The following is an 18,002-nucleotide window of genomic DNA, read 5'->3' as shown; positions in this document are numbered from 1 at the left end:
TTCCACTGAACGGTGGTACTCACCAAAGCATAGACTTGGTCGGTATCTTCTCAGGCTGCCCGAAAGCAACCCCGCAAGGACACCGCCGTCCACGCTTCTCTCTCTCATCTTCACTTGTCAAAGAGCAAATTTCGTCTTCCGAAGAAAACAGCGCCCAAGCCCGGAATTTTACTTCCGGCCCCAGCCGCGATTTTTCAAAAGAAAACCCGGAGCAACCGATCCTCGGCAACCCGGTGATGAACCTGATTTAAGTTCATCTCTTTTCTTTGTCAACTACGATTTGAAGACCATTTCGTATTTGACGTCCATCCGGAGGATGGAGCCTCTCTGAAAGACAGCTTAGCGGGCCGGTTTGATCCGGTTTGCTTCAGCGCGCCTTGTCAAGGAAGCGTTTGGCGCCGTTCGCGTCAGCGGCGGCGTCGATGGGCGTCTTATAGGCCCATGCCCTTTCAGGTGTCAACAGCCTTGTGAAAGTTTTTTGACGGCGGCGCAAAATTCTTCGCCGGCCCTTTTCTACGGTGGGTATCTGGCGATCCGCCTCACTGCCGTCACAGTGTCGCCCGATGCACGATCCGCCCGCCGTCGATCGGCATATGAGATTGGGCCCGGCTCGTGTTTGTCCGGGCGAGCCCTCCTGTGCTAGAGCCCTGGCGTCCCTGCTTTCATTCAACCGAAGTCCTCATGAGTTCATCCTCCTCCGACGACACCCGGGCCGGCCTCCCCTTCAGGGAGAGCGCTCGTATCGCGTCGGGCGTGGATCTGGGCCATGAGCCCGCCCTGAATGCCGGCGGAGCTCCTCAGGAGGTCGATCGGCGCGACGTGAATCTCCGGTGGCTCGGAGCCAGCATCCTGACCGGGGTCACGGGAGCTCTGCTGATCGGCACGTCGATCTATATCGCCCTCGAGGGCGAGACCACGTCCGCATCTCCTCCCGAGCGGGCCAGCGTCCGCGTCGCATCGACGGATACGGGAGCGGACAACCGCACCATCAATACCGCCCGCAAAGCGGATCGGCTGAATCGAAGCGAGACCGTGGCTCTGGCCAAGCAGAGCTTCCGGGCGCCCATGACGATCCGGAACGGGGACAGGGAGGCGATCAAGGTCAGGCAATTCGTCCGTGTCGCCACCAACCTGTCTCTTACGGCCGGCGTCTACGCCACGGACATCCCCCGCTTCGATCCGATGCGCCTGTTCAACGACAGCAACCAGGATAAGGCGGTCGAGCCGCCCCCGGAGGTCGCCGATGCGGACGTGTCGGTCGTTCGCCGGGATCTGGCGGGCCTTGCCGTCGAGGCGAGCGCCCCCTCCTTGTCGGACGATGACGTGATCGCCATCCTTGAGGAGGAGCGCCGGGTCTCTTCCGAAGCCGGACGCCGTGCGGCTTTCCCGATTCCGGCTCAGCAGATGCTGTCCCGCACCCTGCGCCAGCCCGATTCCCTCGGGGAGGCCCTGGGCTATGCCCGGATCGTGGACGCTCCGTTCAGTTCCATCGAAGTGCGGGTCGTTCCGGAAAACGTCACGAACCTGCCCAAAGCCGACCTGCGCGGCACGGCCCCCCTCGTGGAAGAACGCGACGTCGCCCTGAAGAAGGGAGAGACCGCGGAAACGGTTTTGCGTGCCTACGGGGCGACCCCGGAGCAGATTCTCGCGATCACCACCGCGCTCTCGGCGAGAATCAAGACAGCCAATCTCGTGGAAGGCCAGCACCTTCGGCTTTTGATCGCTCCGGGCCCCCGGCTCGGCGATCCTCGTCAGATCGTCCGCGTGATCGTTCTCGGCGAGCGCGGCATCGATGCCATCGCGGCCACCAACGACCGAGGGGTGTTCGTCTCGGTGACCCCCATCAATGAAGAGGCGTCTCCCCAGGTTGCCGCCGCTCAAGACGACGATGAGGAGGAGGACGACGGGCGCGGCGTCAGGCTTTACGAGAGCCTCTACGAAACGGCCCTCAAGAACGACCTTCCCCGAAAGACCGTGGACGAGCTGGTCCGCATCTTCGGCTATGACGTGGATTTCCAGCGCCGTGTCTCGGCGGGCGACACCTTCGAAGTGTTCTATGGGGCCGACGAAGAGGGAGGGGCTCCGGAAGTTCTCTATGCGTCTCTGACGGTCGGCGGGGAAGCCCGACGGGTTTACCGATACCAGGGCGACGACGGCATCGTGGACTTTTTCGACGAAAGCGGACGCTCCTTGAAGAAGTTCCTGCTCCGCAAACCGATTGCGGAAGGTATCCTGAGATCCGGGTTCGGATCCCGCTACCACCCCATCCTGGGTTATTCGCGGCCTCATACCGGCATCGATTGGGCCAACCGCATCGGCACGCCGATCCTGGCCGCCGGTAACGGCACTGTCATCAAGGCGGGCTGGGAATCGGGCTACGGCCGCCGGGTCGAGCTTCAGCATGCGAACGGCTATGTGACCACCTACAACCATATGTCCGGGTTCGGAAAAGGAGTCGGGCCCGGAGCCCGGGTCCAGCAGGGGCAGGTGATCGGCTATCTCGGCAGCACCGGCCTCTCGACAGGTCCTCACCTGCACTATGAAGTCCTGATCAACGGCAGCTTCGTCGATCCCCTCAAGATCCGCCTTCCCAAGAGCCGCGAGCTCGAAGGCCGCACCCTGGTCGAGTTCAAGCGCCAGCGTGAACAGGTCGACGACCTCATGGCGCATGCGAGCGCATCGGCCAGCATCGCCCAACGGGCCGACCTGCGCTGAGATCCGATGCTTGACCTTCTTGCGATCGTTCTGCCGGTCTTTGGCCTGATCGGGATCGGATACGCCGCGCGATGGACCAATTTCGTCTCGGAGCGCATGGGGGAAGGCCTCTCGGAATTCGTCTTCTCTCTTTCCCTCCCCTGCCTGATCTTCAGAACCCTGGTGAAGGCCGAGATTCCCGCGGTCCAGCCCTGGGGCTACTGGATCTCCTATTTCGCCGGAGTCGCCGTCGTCTGGACCCTGGCCATGATTGCCGGACGCCGCCTTTTCGCCCTTAAAGGCGTGTCCGCGGTCGTTGCGGGCTTCTCGGCCGGCCAAGCCAATACGGTCTTCGTCGGGGTCCCGATGATTCTCAAGGCCTATGGCGAGGCCGGCGCCGTACCGCTCTTTCTCCTGATCGCCGTCCATCTTCCGGTGACCATGACTCTGGCCACCATCATGGCCGAAGGGCGCCAGGCCTCTCCCCTCGTGATCGTCCGCCGCCTTCTGACCCACCCCATCGTGGTCGGGATTCTGGCCGGCTCCGCCTGCAGGCCGCTTGCGCCTCACCTGCCCGGCCCGATCTGGCAGGTGGTGGAGCTCCTTGGAAGCGCCGCGGTTCCCTGTGCGCTGGTCTCCATGGGGATTGCCCTGCGCCGCTACGGCCTGGAGACCGGCTGGCAGCTCCCGACCCTGATTTCCGCCCTCAAACTTCTCCTGCATCCTCTCATCGTGCTGCTGCTGGCGACACACGTGTTCTCGATGCCGCCCGTCTGGGCCGGGGTGGCGGTTCTCTTTGCGTCCTGTCCATCGGGGATCAATGCGTATCTCTTCGCCGAGCGATACGGGGAAGGCGTCGCACTCGCATCCAGCGCCGTCACCCTTTCAACGGTGCTCGCTCTCGGAACGACGCTTCTTTGGCTATATGTCTTGGGCATCGGCTGACCTTCAAAAGCCAAGCCGCTGCCGGAGCGCCGCAGCGGTGATGCCCCGGGCGCGCAAATCCGTCAGCGCTTCCGATTGCCGGCTTTTCGACAGCTTGTCGCCTCCCGGGTCGAGGACGAGGCCGTGATGGTGATAGAGCGCCGTCGGTAAATCGAGCAGGAATTGCAGCAGCACATGAAGATCCGTGGCGGCCTCCAGATCCTGGCCCCGGACCACATGAGTGATCCCCTGGAATGCGTCGTCCGTCACGACGGATAGATGGTAGCTCGTCGGGATATCCTTGCGGACGATTACCGTATCGCCCCACCTGGCCGGATTCACCGGGATCGTTTCGATCTCCCCGTCGCGACTGAACCGCCCATAAGTCAAAGGCCGGGTGATGCAGGATTGCGCGGCGGGCATATGGATCCGCAGCGTGTGAGGCTCTCCGGCGGCCACGCGGCCTTCCACTTCATGCAGAGCGAGAGACCGGCATGTTCCGGGATAAAGCGGGGCACCGTCCGGATCGCGCGGCCACGGGACCGCCGCGGCGGCCTCCCTATGGGCCACGGCATCGGCCACCTCCTTACGCGTGCAGAAGCACGGATAAAGGACATTCTTCCGGTTCAGCCTTGCGGCGGCCTCGCGATAGAAGGGGAAATGTTCGGATTGCCGGCGGACCGGCTGCTCCCACCGGAGGCCGAGCCATGCCAGATCCTCGTAGATCGCCGCCTCGAAAGCCGGGCGGCATCGGGCCATGTCGATGTCCTCGATGCGAAGAAGGAGCCGCCCTTCGAATCTGGCGGCAAAATCCGCGTTCAGCAGGGCGGAATAGGCGTGCCCGAGATGCAGCCGCCCATTGGGGCTGGGAGCGAAGCGGAAGACGGGCGCGGTCGAGGACACTCGCGAAGACCGGTCAAACGGATCGGGAGATCAGCCGCGCGCGGCCTTGAGAGCGCCCTGGGCCCCCATGCGCAGGAGCGCGGTATCGCTGGCGATGGAGATCAGATGGAAACCCTTGCGCACGAGCTCCGAGGCCCTTTCCCCCGATGCCGCATAGATTCCTGCAAACTTCCCTGCGGCGCGGGCACGCCCCAAGGCATGGTCGATCGCCGTTTCCACGGCGGCGCTGGTCGGATTGAGCTCCTGGCCTTGGGACAGACCGATCGACAGATCGGACGGGCCGATGAAGACCCCATCGATCCCCGGTACGGCCAGGATTTCGTCGATGAGGCCGAGCGCCTCCCGGGTCTCGATCATCGCGAGGGCGACCGACAGATCATTTCCGGCCTTGAAGTACTCCCCCGGCTGCAGGCCGGTAAGGCTGAGGGCTCCATGAGGGCCCCAGCTCCTTTCCCCGACAGGGGGGAACTTCATGACGCCCGCGAAGCGGCGGGCGTCCTCGACCGTATTGATCATCGGCGCGATGATTCCGGAGGCGCCGGCGTCAAGCAGGCGGGAGGCTGTCGCGAATTCTCCGACGGCGATGCGGGCCATCGCCGGCTTGCCGGCCGCCGCCACGAGGGGGATGGCCTTGACCGTCGCGGCGAAGTCGATCGCGCCATGCTGCATGTCCACGACCACCGCGTCGAAGGCCTCGCGGGCCAGAACGCCCGCGATGCTCGGCTCCGGCAATCCGCACCAGGCAGCCAAGGCGGGCGTCCCGGCCCTCAGCCGGTCAGGCAGTGACGGAAGGGACATGCAGCAAGCCTTTTCAGGAGGATGGATCGGGCGATGCCGAAAGCTTAGCGGCCGGCTCTGATGTCGTCGATAGCGCGAGCCATCTGCTCCTGCAGGGTGCGGTTCAGCGCGCCCTCGTCGGCGGGCTTGCCCGCGGCCTCCAGGTCGGCCTTCACCTTACGGATCACGTCCGCGTCGCCCGCTTCCTGGAAATCCGCCAGAACGACGCTTTTGGCATACTCGTCCGCCTCGGCCCCGGTCTTGCCGATCTGGGCCGCGACCCAAAGGCCAAACATCTTGTTGCGGCGAGCGGTCGCCTTGAAACGAAGTTCCTCATCGTGTGCAAACTTCTTCTCGAATGCGTCCTTACGCTCGTCGAAGGCGGTCATGGTCCTCATCTCCCAGATTGTGATTCCTGCGATATAAAGGCGCACAGGCGTCACCGCCAGGGGTAATCCCATTCGAAAACCACCTGAGGAGACGGCCTGGAAGTGGCCGAACTCCTTCCGTTGTGCTCGGCAGAGGGATCGGATAGGTTGCGCCCAAGCCGGGGACGATCTTTATCGAACCCGTGCCAGCCGCGGATCTGCACATGACACTCAAGGAGCCACGGCCATGGATTTCCTCAAACCACGGTACACGCCTATGAATCGCCGCCGTCGCATCTATGAGGGCAAGGCGAAGGTCCTCTATGAAGGGCCCGAGCCCGGAACGCTCATCCAGCACTTCAAGGATGATGCCACCGCCTTCAATGCCAAAAAGCATGAAGTGATCGACGGAAAGGGCGTCCTGAACAACCGGATCTCGGAATACATTTTCCAGAACCTGAACGATATCGGCGTTCCGACCCACTTCATCCGCCGTCTCAACATGCGCGAGCAGTTGATTCGCGAGGTGGAGATCATTCCGCTCGAGGTCGTCGTCCGGAATGTCGCGGCCGGCTCCCTGTCGCAGCGCCTCGGCCTCGAGGAAGGCACGCAGCTGCCCCGCTCGATCATCGAATTCTATTACAAGAACGACAAGCTCAACGACCCGATGGTGTCCGAAGAGCACATCACGGCGTTCGGCTGGGCGACCCCCCAGGAGATCGACGACATCATGGCCCTTGCCATTCGGGTCAATGACTTCCTGTCGGGGCTCTTCCTGGGCGTCGGCATCCGCCTCGTGGACTTCAAGATGGAAACGGGCCGCCTCTGGGAAGGCGAGATGATGCGCATCGTCGTCGCGGATGAGATTTCTCCGGATTCCTGCCGCCTGTGGGACATCAAGTCCAAGGACAAGCTCGACAAGGACCGGTTCCGCCGCGACATGGGTGGACTGGTGGAGGCCTATTCCGAAGTCGCTCGCCGCCTCGGCATCATGTCCGAGAACGAGAATCCGACCATGAGCGGCCCCCGCCTCGTCCAGTGAGGCGACCCGCCTGCTTCCGAAAGCCCGGCCCGTGCCGGGCTTTTCTTTAGGCCCTCTTCTCCTCTGACGATGTCCGGCCAGCCTCCGAGGCCGGACGACTCGACCGCGACATCATCCGATGTCTAAAAACGAGCTATGCCGTTTCGCTCCTTGCTCCTTGCCCTTCTGGTTCTGACTGGCGCAGGTCTCGCATCCTGCGGCTACATTCCACGTCCCGTGGAAGGCGTCCCGCCGGGAGCTCCCTGGGAAGCCCTTCCCTTGAGAAAATGGCTCGCCGAGGACCGGGCGGAGCCGATCGCCCTCGCCTTCTGCGCGCCGCCCGAATGTACCCCCGGCCTCGCGGTCGGGGTCGTCAGGCTGAAAGGGAAGGACGCGGCACAGGCCGAAGCCGTGCTGAAAAACCCGGCCGCCCTGGTCCAGGCCCTCCAATCACCATCCCGTAAGGCACCTTCTCGTCAGCGCAAGCCGGTCCGGACCGTCGCTCACGCCCAGCCGCTGGACGAGGGCTCGCTCCATGGCTTCACGATCAGCCTTGCCCCGGCGGATGCCAGCAAGCAGCCGGCCTATGGGGCCTCTCTCGGCCGAAGCACGGACGACGGCCTTGAGATCGTGCTGGTTGTCGGCGAGGACGAAGCCGCGGTGCACAGGACCGTGCGGGAGGTCGCGAGGCGTGAATTGCGGCTGTGAAGCCGTTGTTTCTTGGCCTCTTTCCCTTTATGGCGTTGGCCATCTTCCGAAAAACAGCCTGAGGCCCCCATGAAAGCCCGTGTCACCGTGACCCTCAAGAACGGCGTTCTCGATCCCCAAGGCAAGGCCATCGAAGGCGCCCTCAAGTCCCTTGGGGTCGATGGAATCGCCAATGTCCGTCAGGGCAAGGTGTTCGATATCGAACTCGACACCGCGGACAAGGGCCAGGCGGAGGCCTCGCTCAAGGCGGCCTGCGAAAAGCTCCTGGCCAATACGGTGATCGAGAATTACCGCGTCGAGATCGCGTGAGGGCTCCATGAAATCTGCTGTCGTCGTCTTCCCCGGATCCAATCGCGAAGGCGATGTGATGCGGGCGCTCCGGTCGGCCGGCTCCCAGGTGGAGAAGGTCTGGCATGCCGAAACCGATCTGCCGGCGGGCACCGACCTCGTCGTGCTCCCCGGCGGCTTTTCCTATGGCGATTATCTGCGCTGCGGCGCCATCGCCGGACGGGCGACCGTGATGGATGCGGTGCGCGCCCATGCGGCCCGGGGCGGTCTCGTGCTCGGGATTTGCAACGGCTTTCAGATTCTGTGCGAATCCGGGCTCCTTCCCGGCATCCTGATGCGAAACGCCAACCTGAAGTTCATTTGCCACCGCCAGTTCTTGCGGGTGGAGCGCAACGACACCGCCTTCACGCGCGCCTATGCGAAGGGTCAGGCCATCGATGTTTGCGTCGCTCACGGCGAAGGCAATTACACGGCCGACGGCGAGACCTTGAAGCGCCTGGAAGGCGAAGGCCTCGTGGCTTTCCGCTACAGCGACGCGAGCGGTCAGGTGACCGCGGATGCGAACCGCAACGGCTCCATGAATTCGATCGCCGGCATCTATTCCGACAAGCTCAACGTCCTGGGCATGATGCCTCATCCGGAAAACCTGATCGAAGATCTCGTGGGCGGAACGGACGGGCGCGGCCTTTTCGAGAGCCTCGTGTCGTCCTTCGCCACGGCGGCCTAAAAACAAGGCGGCCTGAAACCTTCTGTCGATCCCCTCGTCCCTCTTTTGGGAGCGGGCAAGAAACGAGACCCCGATGATTCGCAACGATGTGGCCATCACCCCGGAGCTGGTGAAGGAGCATGGGCTGAAGCCCGACGAGTACGACCGTTTCGTAAAGCTCATCGGCCGCACGCCGACCATTACGGAACTCGGCATCGTCTCCGCCATGTGGAACGAGCATTGTTCCTACAAATCCTCCCGCCTTCACCTGCGCGGCCTTCCGACCAGCGCCCCATGGGTGATCCAGGGTCCCGGCGAGAATGCCGGCGTCATCGATATCGGCGACGGTCTGGCGTGCATCTTCAAGATGGAAAGCCATAACCATCCGTCCTTCATCGAACCCTATCAGGGCGCGACCACCGGGGTCGGGGGCATCCTGCGCGACGTGTTCACCATGGGGGCACGGCCAATCGCGGCCCTCAACTTCCTTCGCTTCGGCGAACCGGATCATTCGAAGACCCGCCACCTTGTGTCCGGCGTCGTCGCGGGAATCGGCGGCTACGGCAATTCCTTCGGCGTTCCCACCGTTGGCGGCAGCGTCGGCTTCCATCCTCGCTACAACGGCAACATCCTCGTGAACGCCATGGCGGTCGGCCTCGCCCGGACGGACGAGATCTTCTACGCGGCCGCGACGGGCGTCGGAAATCCCATCGTTTATCTCGGATCGAAGACCGGCCGTGACGGCATTCACGGCGCCACGATGGCGTCGGCGGAGTTCGACGATGCGTCGGAGGAAAAGCGTCCCACCGTTCAGGTCGGCGATCCGTTCGCGGAGAAACTCCTGCTGGAGGCCTGCCTCGAGCTGATGAAGTCCGGCGCCGTCATCGCCATTCAGGACATGGGGGCCGCCGGCCTGACCTGCTCCGCCGTGGAGATGGGCGCAAAGGGCAATCTCGGCGTCGAACTCGACCTCGACAAGGTGCCGACCCGCGAGGAAGGCATGACCGCCTACGAGATGATGCTCTCCGAGAGCCAGGAGCGCATGCTCATGGTGCTCAAGCCCGGCATGGAAAAGGACGCGGAAGCCATCTTCCGCAAGTGGGGTCTCGATTTCGCGATCATCGGCAAGACCACCGACACGCTGCGCTTCGTCGTGAAGCACCAGGGCGAGGTCATGGCCGACCTGCCCATCAAGGAGCTGGGCGACGAGGCGCCGATCTATGACCGCCCGCACCTCGCCAACACGCACCAGCCGGTGATCGCGCCGGACAGCGTCAAGCCGCCCGTGTCCCACGGGGAAGCGCTTTTGAAGCTGGTGGGCTCCCCCGACCAGTGCTCGAAGCGCTGGGTCTGGGAGCAGTACGATCATCTGATTCTCGGAAATACGGTCCAGATGCCGGGGGGCGACGCCGCCGTGGTGCGCGTCGAGGACGGTCCCAAAGGTCTTGCGATGACCACCGACGTGACGCCCCGCTATTGCGAGGCCGATCCGGTCGAGGGCGGCAAGCAGGCGGTGGCGGAAGCCTGGCGCAACATCACGGCGGTCGGCGGCCTGCCGCTGGCGATCACCGACAATCTGAATTTCGGCAATCCGGAGCGGCCCGAGGTGATGGGCCAGTTCGTCGGCTGCCTGCGCGGCATCTCGGAAGCCTGCCGGGCCCTCGATTTCCCGGTCGTGTCCGGCAACGTGTCTCTCTACAACGAGACCAATGGCCAGGGCATCCTCCCGACCCCGGCGATCGGCGGCGTCGGCGTGCTCGATGACGTGACGGTCAATGCATCCGTCGCCTTCAAGCGCGAGGAAGACGCGCTCATCCTGATCGGCGAGACGCGCGGCTGGCTCGGACAGTCGATCTATCTGCGCGATGTCTGCGGCCGTGAGGAAGGAGCTCCGCCCCCGGTCGATCTGGCGGCGGAAAGGCGCAACGGCGATTTCGTCCGCCAGCTCATCCGCTCGGGGCAGGTCGACACCGTTCATGACCTGTCGGATGGCGGCCTTGCGCTGGCCCTCGCAGAGATGGCCATGGCCGGACGGACCGGCGCCATCGTGACCAGCGCTCCGGAGACCATGCCGCTTCACGCCTTCCTGTTCGGCGAAGACCAGGCCCGCTACCTCCTGGCGGTCCGGCCCGACGACGCAGCCGACATTCTCTACGAGGCGAACGCGGTCGGCATTCCCGCCATGGTGCTCGGCGTGACCGGCGGCGATTCGTTGATTCTCCCGGGACGGGAGGCCATATCGATAGAGAAGCTGAAGGCGGCGCACGAATCGTGGCTGCCGGACTATATGGCCGGCAAGGCCTGAGGAGCTGACACGATGCCGATGAACGCCCATGACATCGAGACCATGATCAAGGCGGCCCTGCCGGACGCCCAGGTGGAGATCAAGGATCTCGCCGGGGACGGCGACCACTATGCCGCCACCGTGGTCTCCCAAGCTTTCAAGGGCAAAAGCCGGGTTCAGCAGCACCAGATGGTCTATGCAGCGCTGCAAGGCCGCATGGGTGGGGCGCTCCATGCTCTTGCGCTGACGACCCAAGCCCCCGACAATTGAGACGAACCCGGCGCCTTGACCGCCGTGGAAAGGAGAAGCCTATGACCGACGCCCACCAGGTGATCGACAACGAAGTGAAGTCCAGCGACGTCGTGCTCTTCATGAAGGGCACACCCCAATTCCCCATGTGCGGGTTCTCGGGCCAGGTCGTCCAGATCCTGAACTATCTCGGCGTTCCCTATAAGGGCGTCAACGTTCTCGAGGACGAGACTATCCGCCAGGGAATCAAGGATTATTCCAACTGGCCGACGATCCCCCAGCTTTACGTGAAGGGCGAGTTCATCGGCGGCTGCGACATCACCCGCGAGATGTTCCAGGCCGGCGAGTTGCAACAGCTCTTTGCCGACAAGGGAATCGCGGTTCAGCAGAGCGCCTAAAAGCCCCTTTCCATCGACACAGGAGCGGAGCGCATACCTGCGCTCCGCTTTTTGCTGCCTGTTTGCACCTTTGTCGCATATCGCGCCCATCCCCCTTTCGGCACAGTAAAGGTGCTCCGCGTCGTGGAGCGGCCGCAACAATAAAACCAAGCGGTCAATTTCGATGGGGGTTTTCCATGAACGATCCAGCGACGAACGTGGTCGCCTTCCGGCCCCGTGCTGCCTCGGCCGTGCAGGCTCATCCCAAGAGCCTGCTCGAGAGAATCTATACGGCGGGCTCCCTGGCCCTTCCGTCCGACGATGTTTCGACGAAGACGGCGGCGGTCATGCTCCAGTCCCTCGGCTTTCTGGTGATCGAGGAGGTCCTGGCCGACGGAACGTTGCGCCAGCTTGCCCGTGGCCAGGCCAGGAAGGCCATGGATCGGCCCTGGCGCCTGTCCAAACCGGCTTTCTCGGGCACCCTCGGCGTTCCGGACGGGCAGGGCCCCGCTCAGCGCCCCGTCTGAGGCTCGGCGGCGGCCTTTACGAAAGCCAGCGCATCGGAGGACGCCCACTCCGCCGGGCCCTTCAATAGAGCGACCTCACACCCGGACGCTCCGATCATGAGGGTCGTCGGCAGCCCCACCACATGACCTGACCTCTGCAAGATCTGCAGCACCTTGCCGACGGGATCGGCATAATAGGCGAGGTTGTGGATGCCGTTTTCCTGGAGCCAGGCCTTGGGCTTCTCGGAATTGCGGGTATCCACGTTGATGGCCACCACCTCGAAATCCCGCCCCCCCAGCTCCGCCTGCAGCTTGTCCAAGGCGGGCATCTCCTGGCGACAGGGCACGCACCACGTCGCCCAAAGATTGACCAGGACGGTCTTTCCCTTGAAGTCCTTCCAGGTTTTCACCTGACCGTCCGGACCGTTAAAGGCGATTTCCGGTGGCGGCTTGGGCGTATTGCTCACCCCCACGGCAGCCATTTCGCCTTTTGCCAAGGGCCTCAGCCGGTCCACCATGGTCTGGGCGATCTTGCACTCGGCAGGCCCCTGAGACCCTCCCAGGCGACCGGAGAAACCATACCAGGCGGCCCCTCCCGCCAGTGCGAGCAGGACGGGAACGGCAAGCCAGGATGTGAGCGAACGGGAAGAGCGAGGTGCGGGCGTCATGCCGCCCGATGTGGCGCGTTTTTCGCCAAGCCTCAAGCCCCTGTCGCCGCAGGACCGGCGATCCGTCCTTCACGATCCTGTGGCAGAGGCCGCGTTTACAGTCTCCAGCTCACAGGACTTGGCTTAGAAGACTTGGCCCAAAAGCTCAGCTTCCCCTCGCATCCCGTTCCGGATCCCGTTATGGTGCCGCCACGTTTTGGAGCAACTGATGTCGTCTAGCCTTCCTTTTCCCCGCATCGTGTTGATTGCTGGCATTCTCGCTTTGGGTCTTTCCGCCTGCGGGCGTCGCGGCGCGCTCGAGCCGCCGCCGGACCCGTCGGCTCCGCAGCAGACCACGGCTCAGCCCAGCCCAGGCGGCGCTCTCCCGTCGCCGGTCGGGACGAATCCCTCGAACAAGACCCATCGCGGCTTCACGATCCCAAAAGATCGCTTCATCCTCGACCCGATCCTCTAACGCCGTCATCGTCACGGGAGCGCGTCCGCCTGCCGGTGTCAGGGCGGACGTAACCCTCTTTGAAGCTTTTTGAGCCGCCTCATGCATCATTTCAACTATCGCCAGGGAAGTCTCCATGCCGAGGACGTCGATCTGCGCCGACTGGCGGACGAGGTCGGCACGCCCTTTTACTGCTATTCCTCGGCGACCTTCGAACGTCATTATCGTGTTTTTGCAGAGGCCTTCGCCGACACGGACACCCTCGTCTGCTACGCGATGAAGGCAAATTCGAACCAGGCGGTCTTGAAAACCCTGGGTCGCCTCGGCGCCGGAATGGATATCGTTTCGGAAGGGGAGTTGCGTCGGGCCCTGGCAGCCGGCGTGCCCGGCGAACGCATTGTTTTCTCCGGCGTCGGCAAGACCCGAGAGGAAATGGCCTTCGCGCTGGACAGCGGAATCCTGTGCTTCAACGTGGAATCGGAACCTGAATTGCAGGCCCTCTCCGAAGTCGCATCATCGAAGGGGCTTCGCGCTCCCGTTTCGATCCGCATCAACCCGGACGTGGATGCGAAGACGCATAAGAAGATCTCCACCGGCAAGTCCGAGAACAAGTTCGGCATCCCGATCGCCCGAGCGCGCGAGGTCTATGCTCATGCGGCGAAACTGAAAGGGATTCGGATCACCGGCGTCGACATGCACATCGGCAGCCAGATCACGGATCTCGAGCCCTTCGACAATGCGAGCGCGCTTCTGGCGGAGTTGGCGCGCGATCTGTTGGCCGATGGCCACGCCCTGCATCATATCGATCTGGGCGGCGGGCTCGGCATTCCCTATCGCGGCGACAACGAGCCCCCGCCGGATCCGCAGGCCTATGCGCAGATCATCAAGCGGCACACGAAGGATCTGGGCCTGAAGCTCATCTTCGAGATGGGGCGCCTGATCGCCGGCAATGCCGGTGTCCTCGTGACACGGGTCATCTACGTCAAGGAAGGCGCCGGAAAGACTTTCGTGATCGTCGATGCGGCGATGAACGACCTGATCCGTCCGACCCTTTATGACGCCTATCATGAGATCAAGCCGGTCATCGAGCCGGACCGCAACACGCAGCACATCATCGCGGATGTGGTCGGCCCGGTTTGCGAGACGGGCGATTACTTGGCCCTCTCCCGCGACATGCCTTCCGTTAAAGCGGGGGATCTGCTCACCCTGATGACAACAGGGGCTTATGGGGCTGTCACGTCCAACACCTACAACACGCGCCTCCTGATCCCGGAAGTCCTGGTCAAGGGAGGAAACCACGCGGTTGTCCGGCCACGCCCCTCATACGAGGCTTTGATCGGCATGGATCAGGTGCCGGATTGGCTGGAATAAGGTATTCTTGAAAGCTTGTGGGCTTCCGCGCAAATTAGGCTTTGAGGAATCAAAAGAAAAACCCCGGCGATTTTCGCCGGGGTTCTTTTTAGGTCGCTCAGAACGTTAGATGATCTTGAAGTCGTCGGCGGTCATCTTGAGCTTCTTGGAGAGCGTGGCGATCTCGATCGCCTTGCCGGCGCCCGAGCCATCGGCATCATAGAAGAGCACGCCCTTCTTGTCGTCATAGATCAGGAAGTCGTTCTTGTCCTTGGCCTGTGTGCCGATGGTGAAGAACCCCTTGTTCAGCTTGCCGGGGCTGGCTTCGCTGCCCTTGCCGAGCTTCTTGAAGATGGCATTGTCGAGCCAGAGCGTGTCGTCCTTGACGTTGAAGTCGGCGATCTTGTCGAGGTTCGTCTTCTTGTCCAATTTGGTGTTGAACACGAACACGTCCTTGCCCGTCCCGCCATACAGCGTGTCCTTGCCAAGTCCGCCCCACAGCACGTCGTTGCCGGCGTTGCCTTTGATGACGTCGTTGGCTTTTCCGCCCTTGACGACATCGTTTGTGGCGCTGCCGGTCACCTTCTCGGTAGCGACATCCAGCACCCCGACGGACAGGATCTTCTCGAAGGTATGGCCGGCCTTGTCCTTGGCCTCAACCTTGATCTGGTGAGACTTGGCCTGCTCATAATCGAGCTTAAGACCGTCCTTCACCACGACGTTGCTGCCGCTGATCGCGAAGCGGCCACCGGCATCATCAAGGAGCTTATAGGTGAAGGCGTCGCCGCCATCCTGGTCCTGAGTGCTGAGCGCTCCGACAACCGTTCCGGTTGCGGCGAGCTCCTTCACCGTTGCAGTGCCGAGATTGACACCCGTCGGAGCCTCGTTGACGTCATTGATGTCAAGGGTGAGGGTCTCCTCGGTGACGCTGTAACCGTCATTTGCCAGAACGGTCACGCTCACCTTGTGGTTTGCAGCCGTTTCGTAGTTGAGCTTGCTCGCATCCTTGACATAGAGCTCGTAGGTGCCCTCGTTGTTCTGTCGGATGCCGAACGCATCGCCCGAACCGGCCTTGATCGTGAAGCTGACGTCGTCGGTCTCGGCGTCCGATGCTCCCAGAAGGCCGACCGTGCTTCCCGACGCCGCTGTTTCGGCGATCGCGGTAACGGCCACGTTCTGAGCGTCCTTCAGCGTCACATCGTGAGGTGCCGTGTTGGGAGGATCGATGGTGATGGTGAGGTCTTCGATGTGAGCAGGATTCACGCCATCGGAGACCTTGATATGGAGCATGTATGTCGGCTCCGCCTCCCGATCGAAGACCGCGCCGGCCTTGACCACCACTTTGCCGCTGACGATCTCGAACTTGTCATCCACTACCGGATCGCCGTTACCGTCAACAAGCGTATAGGTGAAGGTGTTCACCGCTGCCGTGTCGTCATCGACGGCACCCAGAGTACCGACCTCATCGCCAGCCTTGGCATTCTCGATGATGTGAGTATTGCTCAGGGTGACTTCCGTCGGAGCGTTGTCGTTGACGTCGTTCAGGGCGAGCGTCAGGGTCTTCTCGACCGTGCCACCGTGCCCGTCATCGCCGATCACTGTCACGCTAACCGTATGGTTCGCAGCCGTGTCGTAGTCGATCCCGCTCGGGTCCTTGACCTTCAGCTCATACGCGCCGGTCGTGGTGTTCTGGACGATCTCAAAGGTGCCGTCATCATCCTTGATGGTGAAGCTGACCGTGTTGTCTTCGTCATCCGTAGCGCTGAGAATACCGATCACACCAGTGGCAGCCTCGGAAATCGTCGTAACACCCTCACCGGCAGCGTTCTTCAACGTTACGTCGTGCGGATCGGTGTTGTTTGCCTCCGAGCCGGTAATGACAAATTGTTGAATATACGGAGCATTCACACCATCGGAGACTTGGACGTAGATGGTGCGGGTCTCACCCTCATCCAGAGGCGCATTGGACTCGACAATAATCTTGTTGTCGACGATCCCGAACATGATATCAACCACTTCGTTGCCGTCAGCATCGACGAGCTTGTAGGTGAAGGTGTTGACTTCTACCGTATCGGCATCGACGGCACCCAGAGTACCGACCTCATCGCCGACTTTGGCGTTGGCAGCAATCGTCAGATTGCTCAACGTCACTTCCGTCGGAGCATTGTCGTTGACGTCGGTCAGGGCGAGGGTCAGGGTCTTCTCGACCGTGCCACCATGGCCGTCATCGCCGATTACCGTCACGCTCACTGCATGGTTCGCGGCGGTCTCGTAGTCGATCTTGCTGGCGTCCTTGACCTTCAGCTCATACGCGCCGGTTTGATCGTTCTGAACGATCTCGAAGGTGCCGTCGTCATCCTTGATGGTGAAGCTGACGTCGTTGTCTTCGTCGTCCGTGGCACTGAGAACGCCGATCACGCCCGTGGCGGTCTCGGAGATGGAGATGACGGCTTCGCCGGCCCCATTCTTCAGCAGCACGTCGTGCGGATCGGTGTTGTTCGCCTCTGCACCGGTGATGACGAAAGTCTCGACCCAAGGAGCATTCACGCCATCGGAGACCTGGATGCGGATCTCGTGAGGCGCATCCTTGGCCAGCGGCGCATCGGTCTTGGCGACGAGCTTGCCGCTGACGATCTCGAACAGGTCATCGGCCACCGGGTCGCCGTTGGCGTCCACGATCGTATAGGTGAAGGTGTTCACCGCTGCCGTATCGTCATCGACCGCGCTCAGGGTGCCGACGGCATCGCCAGCCTTGGCGTTGGCCGCAATCGTCAGACCGCTGAGCGTTACTTCCGTCGGAGCATTGTCGTTGACGTCGGTCAGGGCCAGCGTCAGGGTCTTCTCGACCGTGCCGCCATGCCCGTCATCGCCGATCACTGTCACGCTGACCGTATGGTTCGCAGCCGTGTCGTAGTCGATCCCGCTCGGGTCCTTGACCTTCAGCTCATACGCGCCGGTCGTGGTGTTCTGAACGATCTCGAAGGTGCCGTCGTCATCCTTGATGGTGAAGCTGATGTCATTCCCTTCATCGTCCGTGGCACCGAGAACGCCGATCACGCCCGTGGCAGCTTCGGAGATGGAAGTGACGCCTTCATTGGCGGCATTCTTGAGCGTCACATCGTACGGATCGGTGTTGTTCGGCTCCGAGCCAGTGATGATGATGTTCTGAATGAAGGTATTCGCTCCGTCCGAGACCTGGATGCGGATCTCATGCGTGGCACCCTCAGCCAGGGGCGCATTAGTCCTGGCAACGACTTGGCCGGCAACGATCTCGAACAGATCATCATCGACTTCATTGCCTTGGGCATCGACGATCTTGTATGAGAAGGTGTTTACGGCTGGCGTGTCGGCATCGACCGCGCCCAGCGAGCCGACGGCATCGCCAGCCTCGGCATTGGCCGCAATCGTCAGGCCGCTCAGCGTCACTTCCGTCGGAGCGTTGTCGTTCAGATCGTTAACGTCGATTCTGATCGAGGCATCGCCCGCATCGTCGCCGTTGGAATCCGTCAGATCGAGGGTGAGGTCGTAGCGTTGAATTTCTTCGTAATTCAATGACTTGCCGGCAGCCAGATAAATCTTGTCGCCGTCGATGGTGAAGAGATCCTGCATCGCGGGATCCGCCAGCACGTAGGTATAGGTTTCACCGTCATCTGCGGTGAGAGTGCCGATTAGCACCGGATTGGTGGCGTCGGTTACGTTTTCGTCGATAAGATGATTGTCGATCGTGATGGTCACAGCCATGATTG

At 62.3% G+C, this 18,002-nt stretch carries 18 protein-coding genes; 13 read left to right on the top strand and 5 right to left on the bottom strand.

Annotated elements, in window-relative coordinates:
* The 3 genes from LJD17_RS04235 to LJD17_RS04225 all read left to right on the top strand — a co-directional run.
* Positions 1 to 251: hypothetical protein (locus LJD17_RS04235; RefSeq protein ID WP_227382876.1), on the top strand; the 251-nt coding region annotated here is incomplete at its 5' end.
* Between the two features lie 430 nt (positions 252 to 681).
* Positions 682 to 2,715 (top strand): M23 family metallopeptidase, encoded by a 2,034-nt coding sequence (locus LJD17_RS04230; RefSeq protein WP_227382875.1) that lies wholly within the window; start codon positions 682 to 684, stop codon positions 2,713 to 2,715.
* 6 nt (positions 2,716 to 2,721) lie between these two features.
* Positions 2,722 to 3,639: an AEC family transporter gene (locus LJD17_RS04225; protein ID WP_227382874.1), complete on the top strand. Its 918-nt coding sequence runs from the start codon at positions 2,722 to 2,724 to the stop codon at positions 3,637 to 3,639.
* A gap of 3 nt (positions 3,640 to 3,642) precedes the next feature.
* Here the strand turns inward: LJD17_RS04225 and gluQRS are convergent, their stop codons facing one another.
* From gluQRS to LJD17_RS04210, 3 genes are read right to left on the bottom strand one after another with little or no spacing between them, the layout of a single operon-like run.
* Positions 3,643 to 4,521 carry a tRNA glutamyl-Q(34) synthetase GluQRS gene (gene gluQRS / locus LJD17_RS04220; RefSeq protein ID WP_227382873.1) on the bottom strand — a complete coding sequence of 293 codons (879 nt, stop codon included), beginning with the start codon at positions 4,519 to 4,521 and terminating at the stop codon, positions 3,643 to 3,645.
* A 30-nt stretch (positions 4,522 to 4,551) separates the two neighbouring features.
* Positions 4,552 to 5,319, bottom strand: coding sequence for an HpcH/HpaI aldolase family protein (locus tag LJD17_RS04215; RefSeq protein WP_227382872.1), 768 nt, complete (start codon positions 5,317 to 5,319; stop codon positions 4,552 to 4,554).
* A 44-nt stretch (positions 5,320 to 5,363) separates the two neighbouring features.
* Positions 5,364 to 5,687 carry a DUF1476 domain-containing protein gene (locus LJD17_RS04210; RefSeq protein ID WP_227382921.1) on the bottom strand — a complete coding sequence of 108 codons (324 nt, stop codon included), beginning with the start codon at positions 5,685 to 5,687 and terminating at the stop codon, positions 5,364 to 5,366.
* A gap of 226 nt (positions 5,688 to 5,913) precedes the next feature.
* On the opposite strand from LJD17_RS04210, the gene purC reads away from it, so the two are divergent.
* The 8 genes from purC to LJD17_RS04170 all read left to right on the top strand — a co-directional run bounded on the left by purC (position 5,914) and on the right by LJD17_RS04170 (position 11,826).
* Entirely contained in the window at positions 5,914 to 6,708 is a 795-nt protein-coding gene (gene purC / locus LJD17_RS04205; RefSeq protein WP_227382871.1) for a phosphoribosylaminoimidazolesuccinocarboxamide synthase, read from the top strand.
* Between the two features lie 135 nt (positions 6,709 to 6,843).
* Positions 6,844 to 7,395, top strand: coding sequence for a hypothetical protein (locus tag LJD17_RS04200; RefSeq protein ID WP_227382870.1), 552 nt, complete (start codon positions 6,844 to 6,846; stop codon positions 7,393 to 7,395).
* Between the two features lie 69 nt (positions 7,396 to 7,464).
* A complete protein-coding gene (gene purS, locus LJD17_RS04195) occupies positions 7,465 to 7,704 on the top strand; it encodes a phosphoribosylformylglycinamidine synthase subunit PurS (RefSeq protein WP_226742720.1) in 240 nt (79 codons plus the stop codon).
* A 7-nt stretch (positions 7,705 to 7,711) separates the two neighbouring features.
* On the top strand, positions 7,712 to 8,410 hold the full coding sequence (gene purQ / locus LJD17_RS04190) for a phosphoribosylformylglycinamidine synthase subunit PurQ (protein WP_227382869.1): 699 nt from the start codon (positions 7,712 to 7,714) through the stop codon (positions 8,408 to 8,410).
* Between the two features lie 73 nt (positions 8,411 to 8,483).
* Positions 8,484 to 10,694, top strand: a complete 2,211-nt coding sequence (purL, locus tag LJD17_RS04185) for a phosphoribosylformylglycinamidine synthase subunit PurL (protein WP_227382868.1) — start codon at positions 8,484 to 8,486, stop codon at positions 10,692 to 10,694.
* Between the two features lie 12 nt (positions 10,695 to 10,706).
* Positions 10,707 to 10,943 (top strand): BolA family protein, encoded by a 237-nt coding sequence (locus LJD17_RS04180; protein WP_227382867.1) that lies wholly within the window; start codon positions 10,707 to 10,709, stop codon positions 10,941 to 10,943.
* A gap of 41 nt (positions 10,944 to 10,984) precedes the next feature.
* On the top strand, positions 10,985 to 11,320 hold the full coding sequence (grxD, locus tag LJD17_RS04175; RefSeq protein ID WP_227382866.1) for a Grx4 family monothiol glutaredoxin: 336 nt from the start codon (positions 10,985 to 10,987) through the stop codon (positions 11,318 to 11,320).
* 176 nt (positions 11,321 to 11,496) lie between these two features.
* Complete coding sequence (locus LJD17_RS04170; RefSeq protein ID WP_227382865.1) at positions 11,497 to 11,826, top strand: hypothetical protein; 330 nt, start codon at positions 11,497 to 11,499, stop codon at positions 11,824 to 11,826.
* Here the strand turns inward: LJD17_RS04170 and tlpA are convergent.
* The gene (gene tlpA, locus LJD17_RS04165; RefSeq protein ID WP_319799671.1) at positions 11,811 to 12,509 is read right to left on the bottom strand and encodes a thiol:disulfide interchange protein TlpA; all 699 of its coding nucleotides are present in this window, start codon (positions 12,507 to 12,509) and stop codon (positions 11,811 to 11,813) included. The two genes, LJD17_RS04170 and tlpA, sit on opposite strands and share 16 nt — an antisense overlap.
* 172 nt (positions 12,510 to 12,681) lie before the next feature.
* Here tlpA and lptM point away from each other — a divergent pair, with 172 nt between their 5' ends.
* Together lptM and lysA are read left to right on the top strand one after the other, a co-directional pair.
* Positions 12,682 to 12,927 carry an LPS translocon maturation chaperone LptM gene (lptM, locus tag LJD17_RS04160; protein ID WP_227382864.1) on the top strand — a complete coding sequence of 82 codons (246 nt, stop codon included), beginning with the start codon at positions 12,682 to 12,684 and terminating at the stop codon, positions 12,925 to 12,927.
* An 81-nt stretch (positions 12,928 to 13,008) separates the two neighbouring features.
* Positions 13,009 to 14,277: a diaminopimelate decarboxylase gene (gene lysA / locus LJD17_RS04155; RefSeq protein WP_227382863.1), complete on the top strand. Its 1,269-nt coding sequence runs from the start codon at positions 13,009 to 13,011 to the stop codon at positions 14,275 to 14,277.
* A 105-nt stretch (positions 14,278 to 14,382) separates the two neighbouring features.
* On the opposite strand, the gene LJD17_RS04150 is transcribed toward lysA, so the two are convergent.
* Positions 14,383 to 17,997 carry a cadherin domain-containing protein gene (locus tag LJD17_RS04150; RefSeq protein ID WP_227382862.1) on the bottom strand — a complete coding sequence of 1,205 codons (3,615 nt, stop codon included), beginning with the start codon at positions 17,995 to 17,997 and terminating at the stop codon, positions 14,383 to 14,385.
* Positions 17,998 to 18,002: the final 5 nt, after the last annotated feature.

It is taken from the genome of Microvirga rosea (genome assembly GCF_020595095.1).
GTDB lineage: Bacteria > Pseudomonadota > Alphaproteobacteria > Rhizobiales > Beijerinckiaceae > Microvirga > Microvirga rosea.
This window is presented reverse-complemented; position numbering and strand designations above follow the sequence as displayed.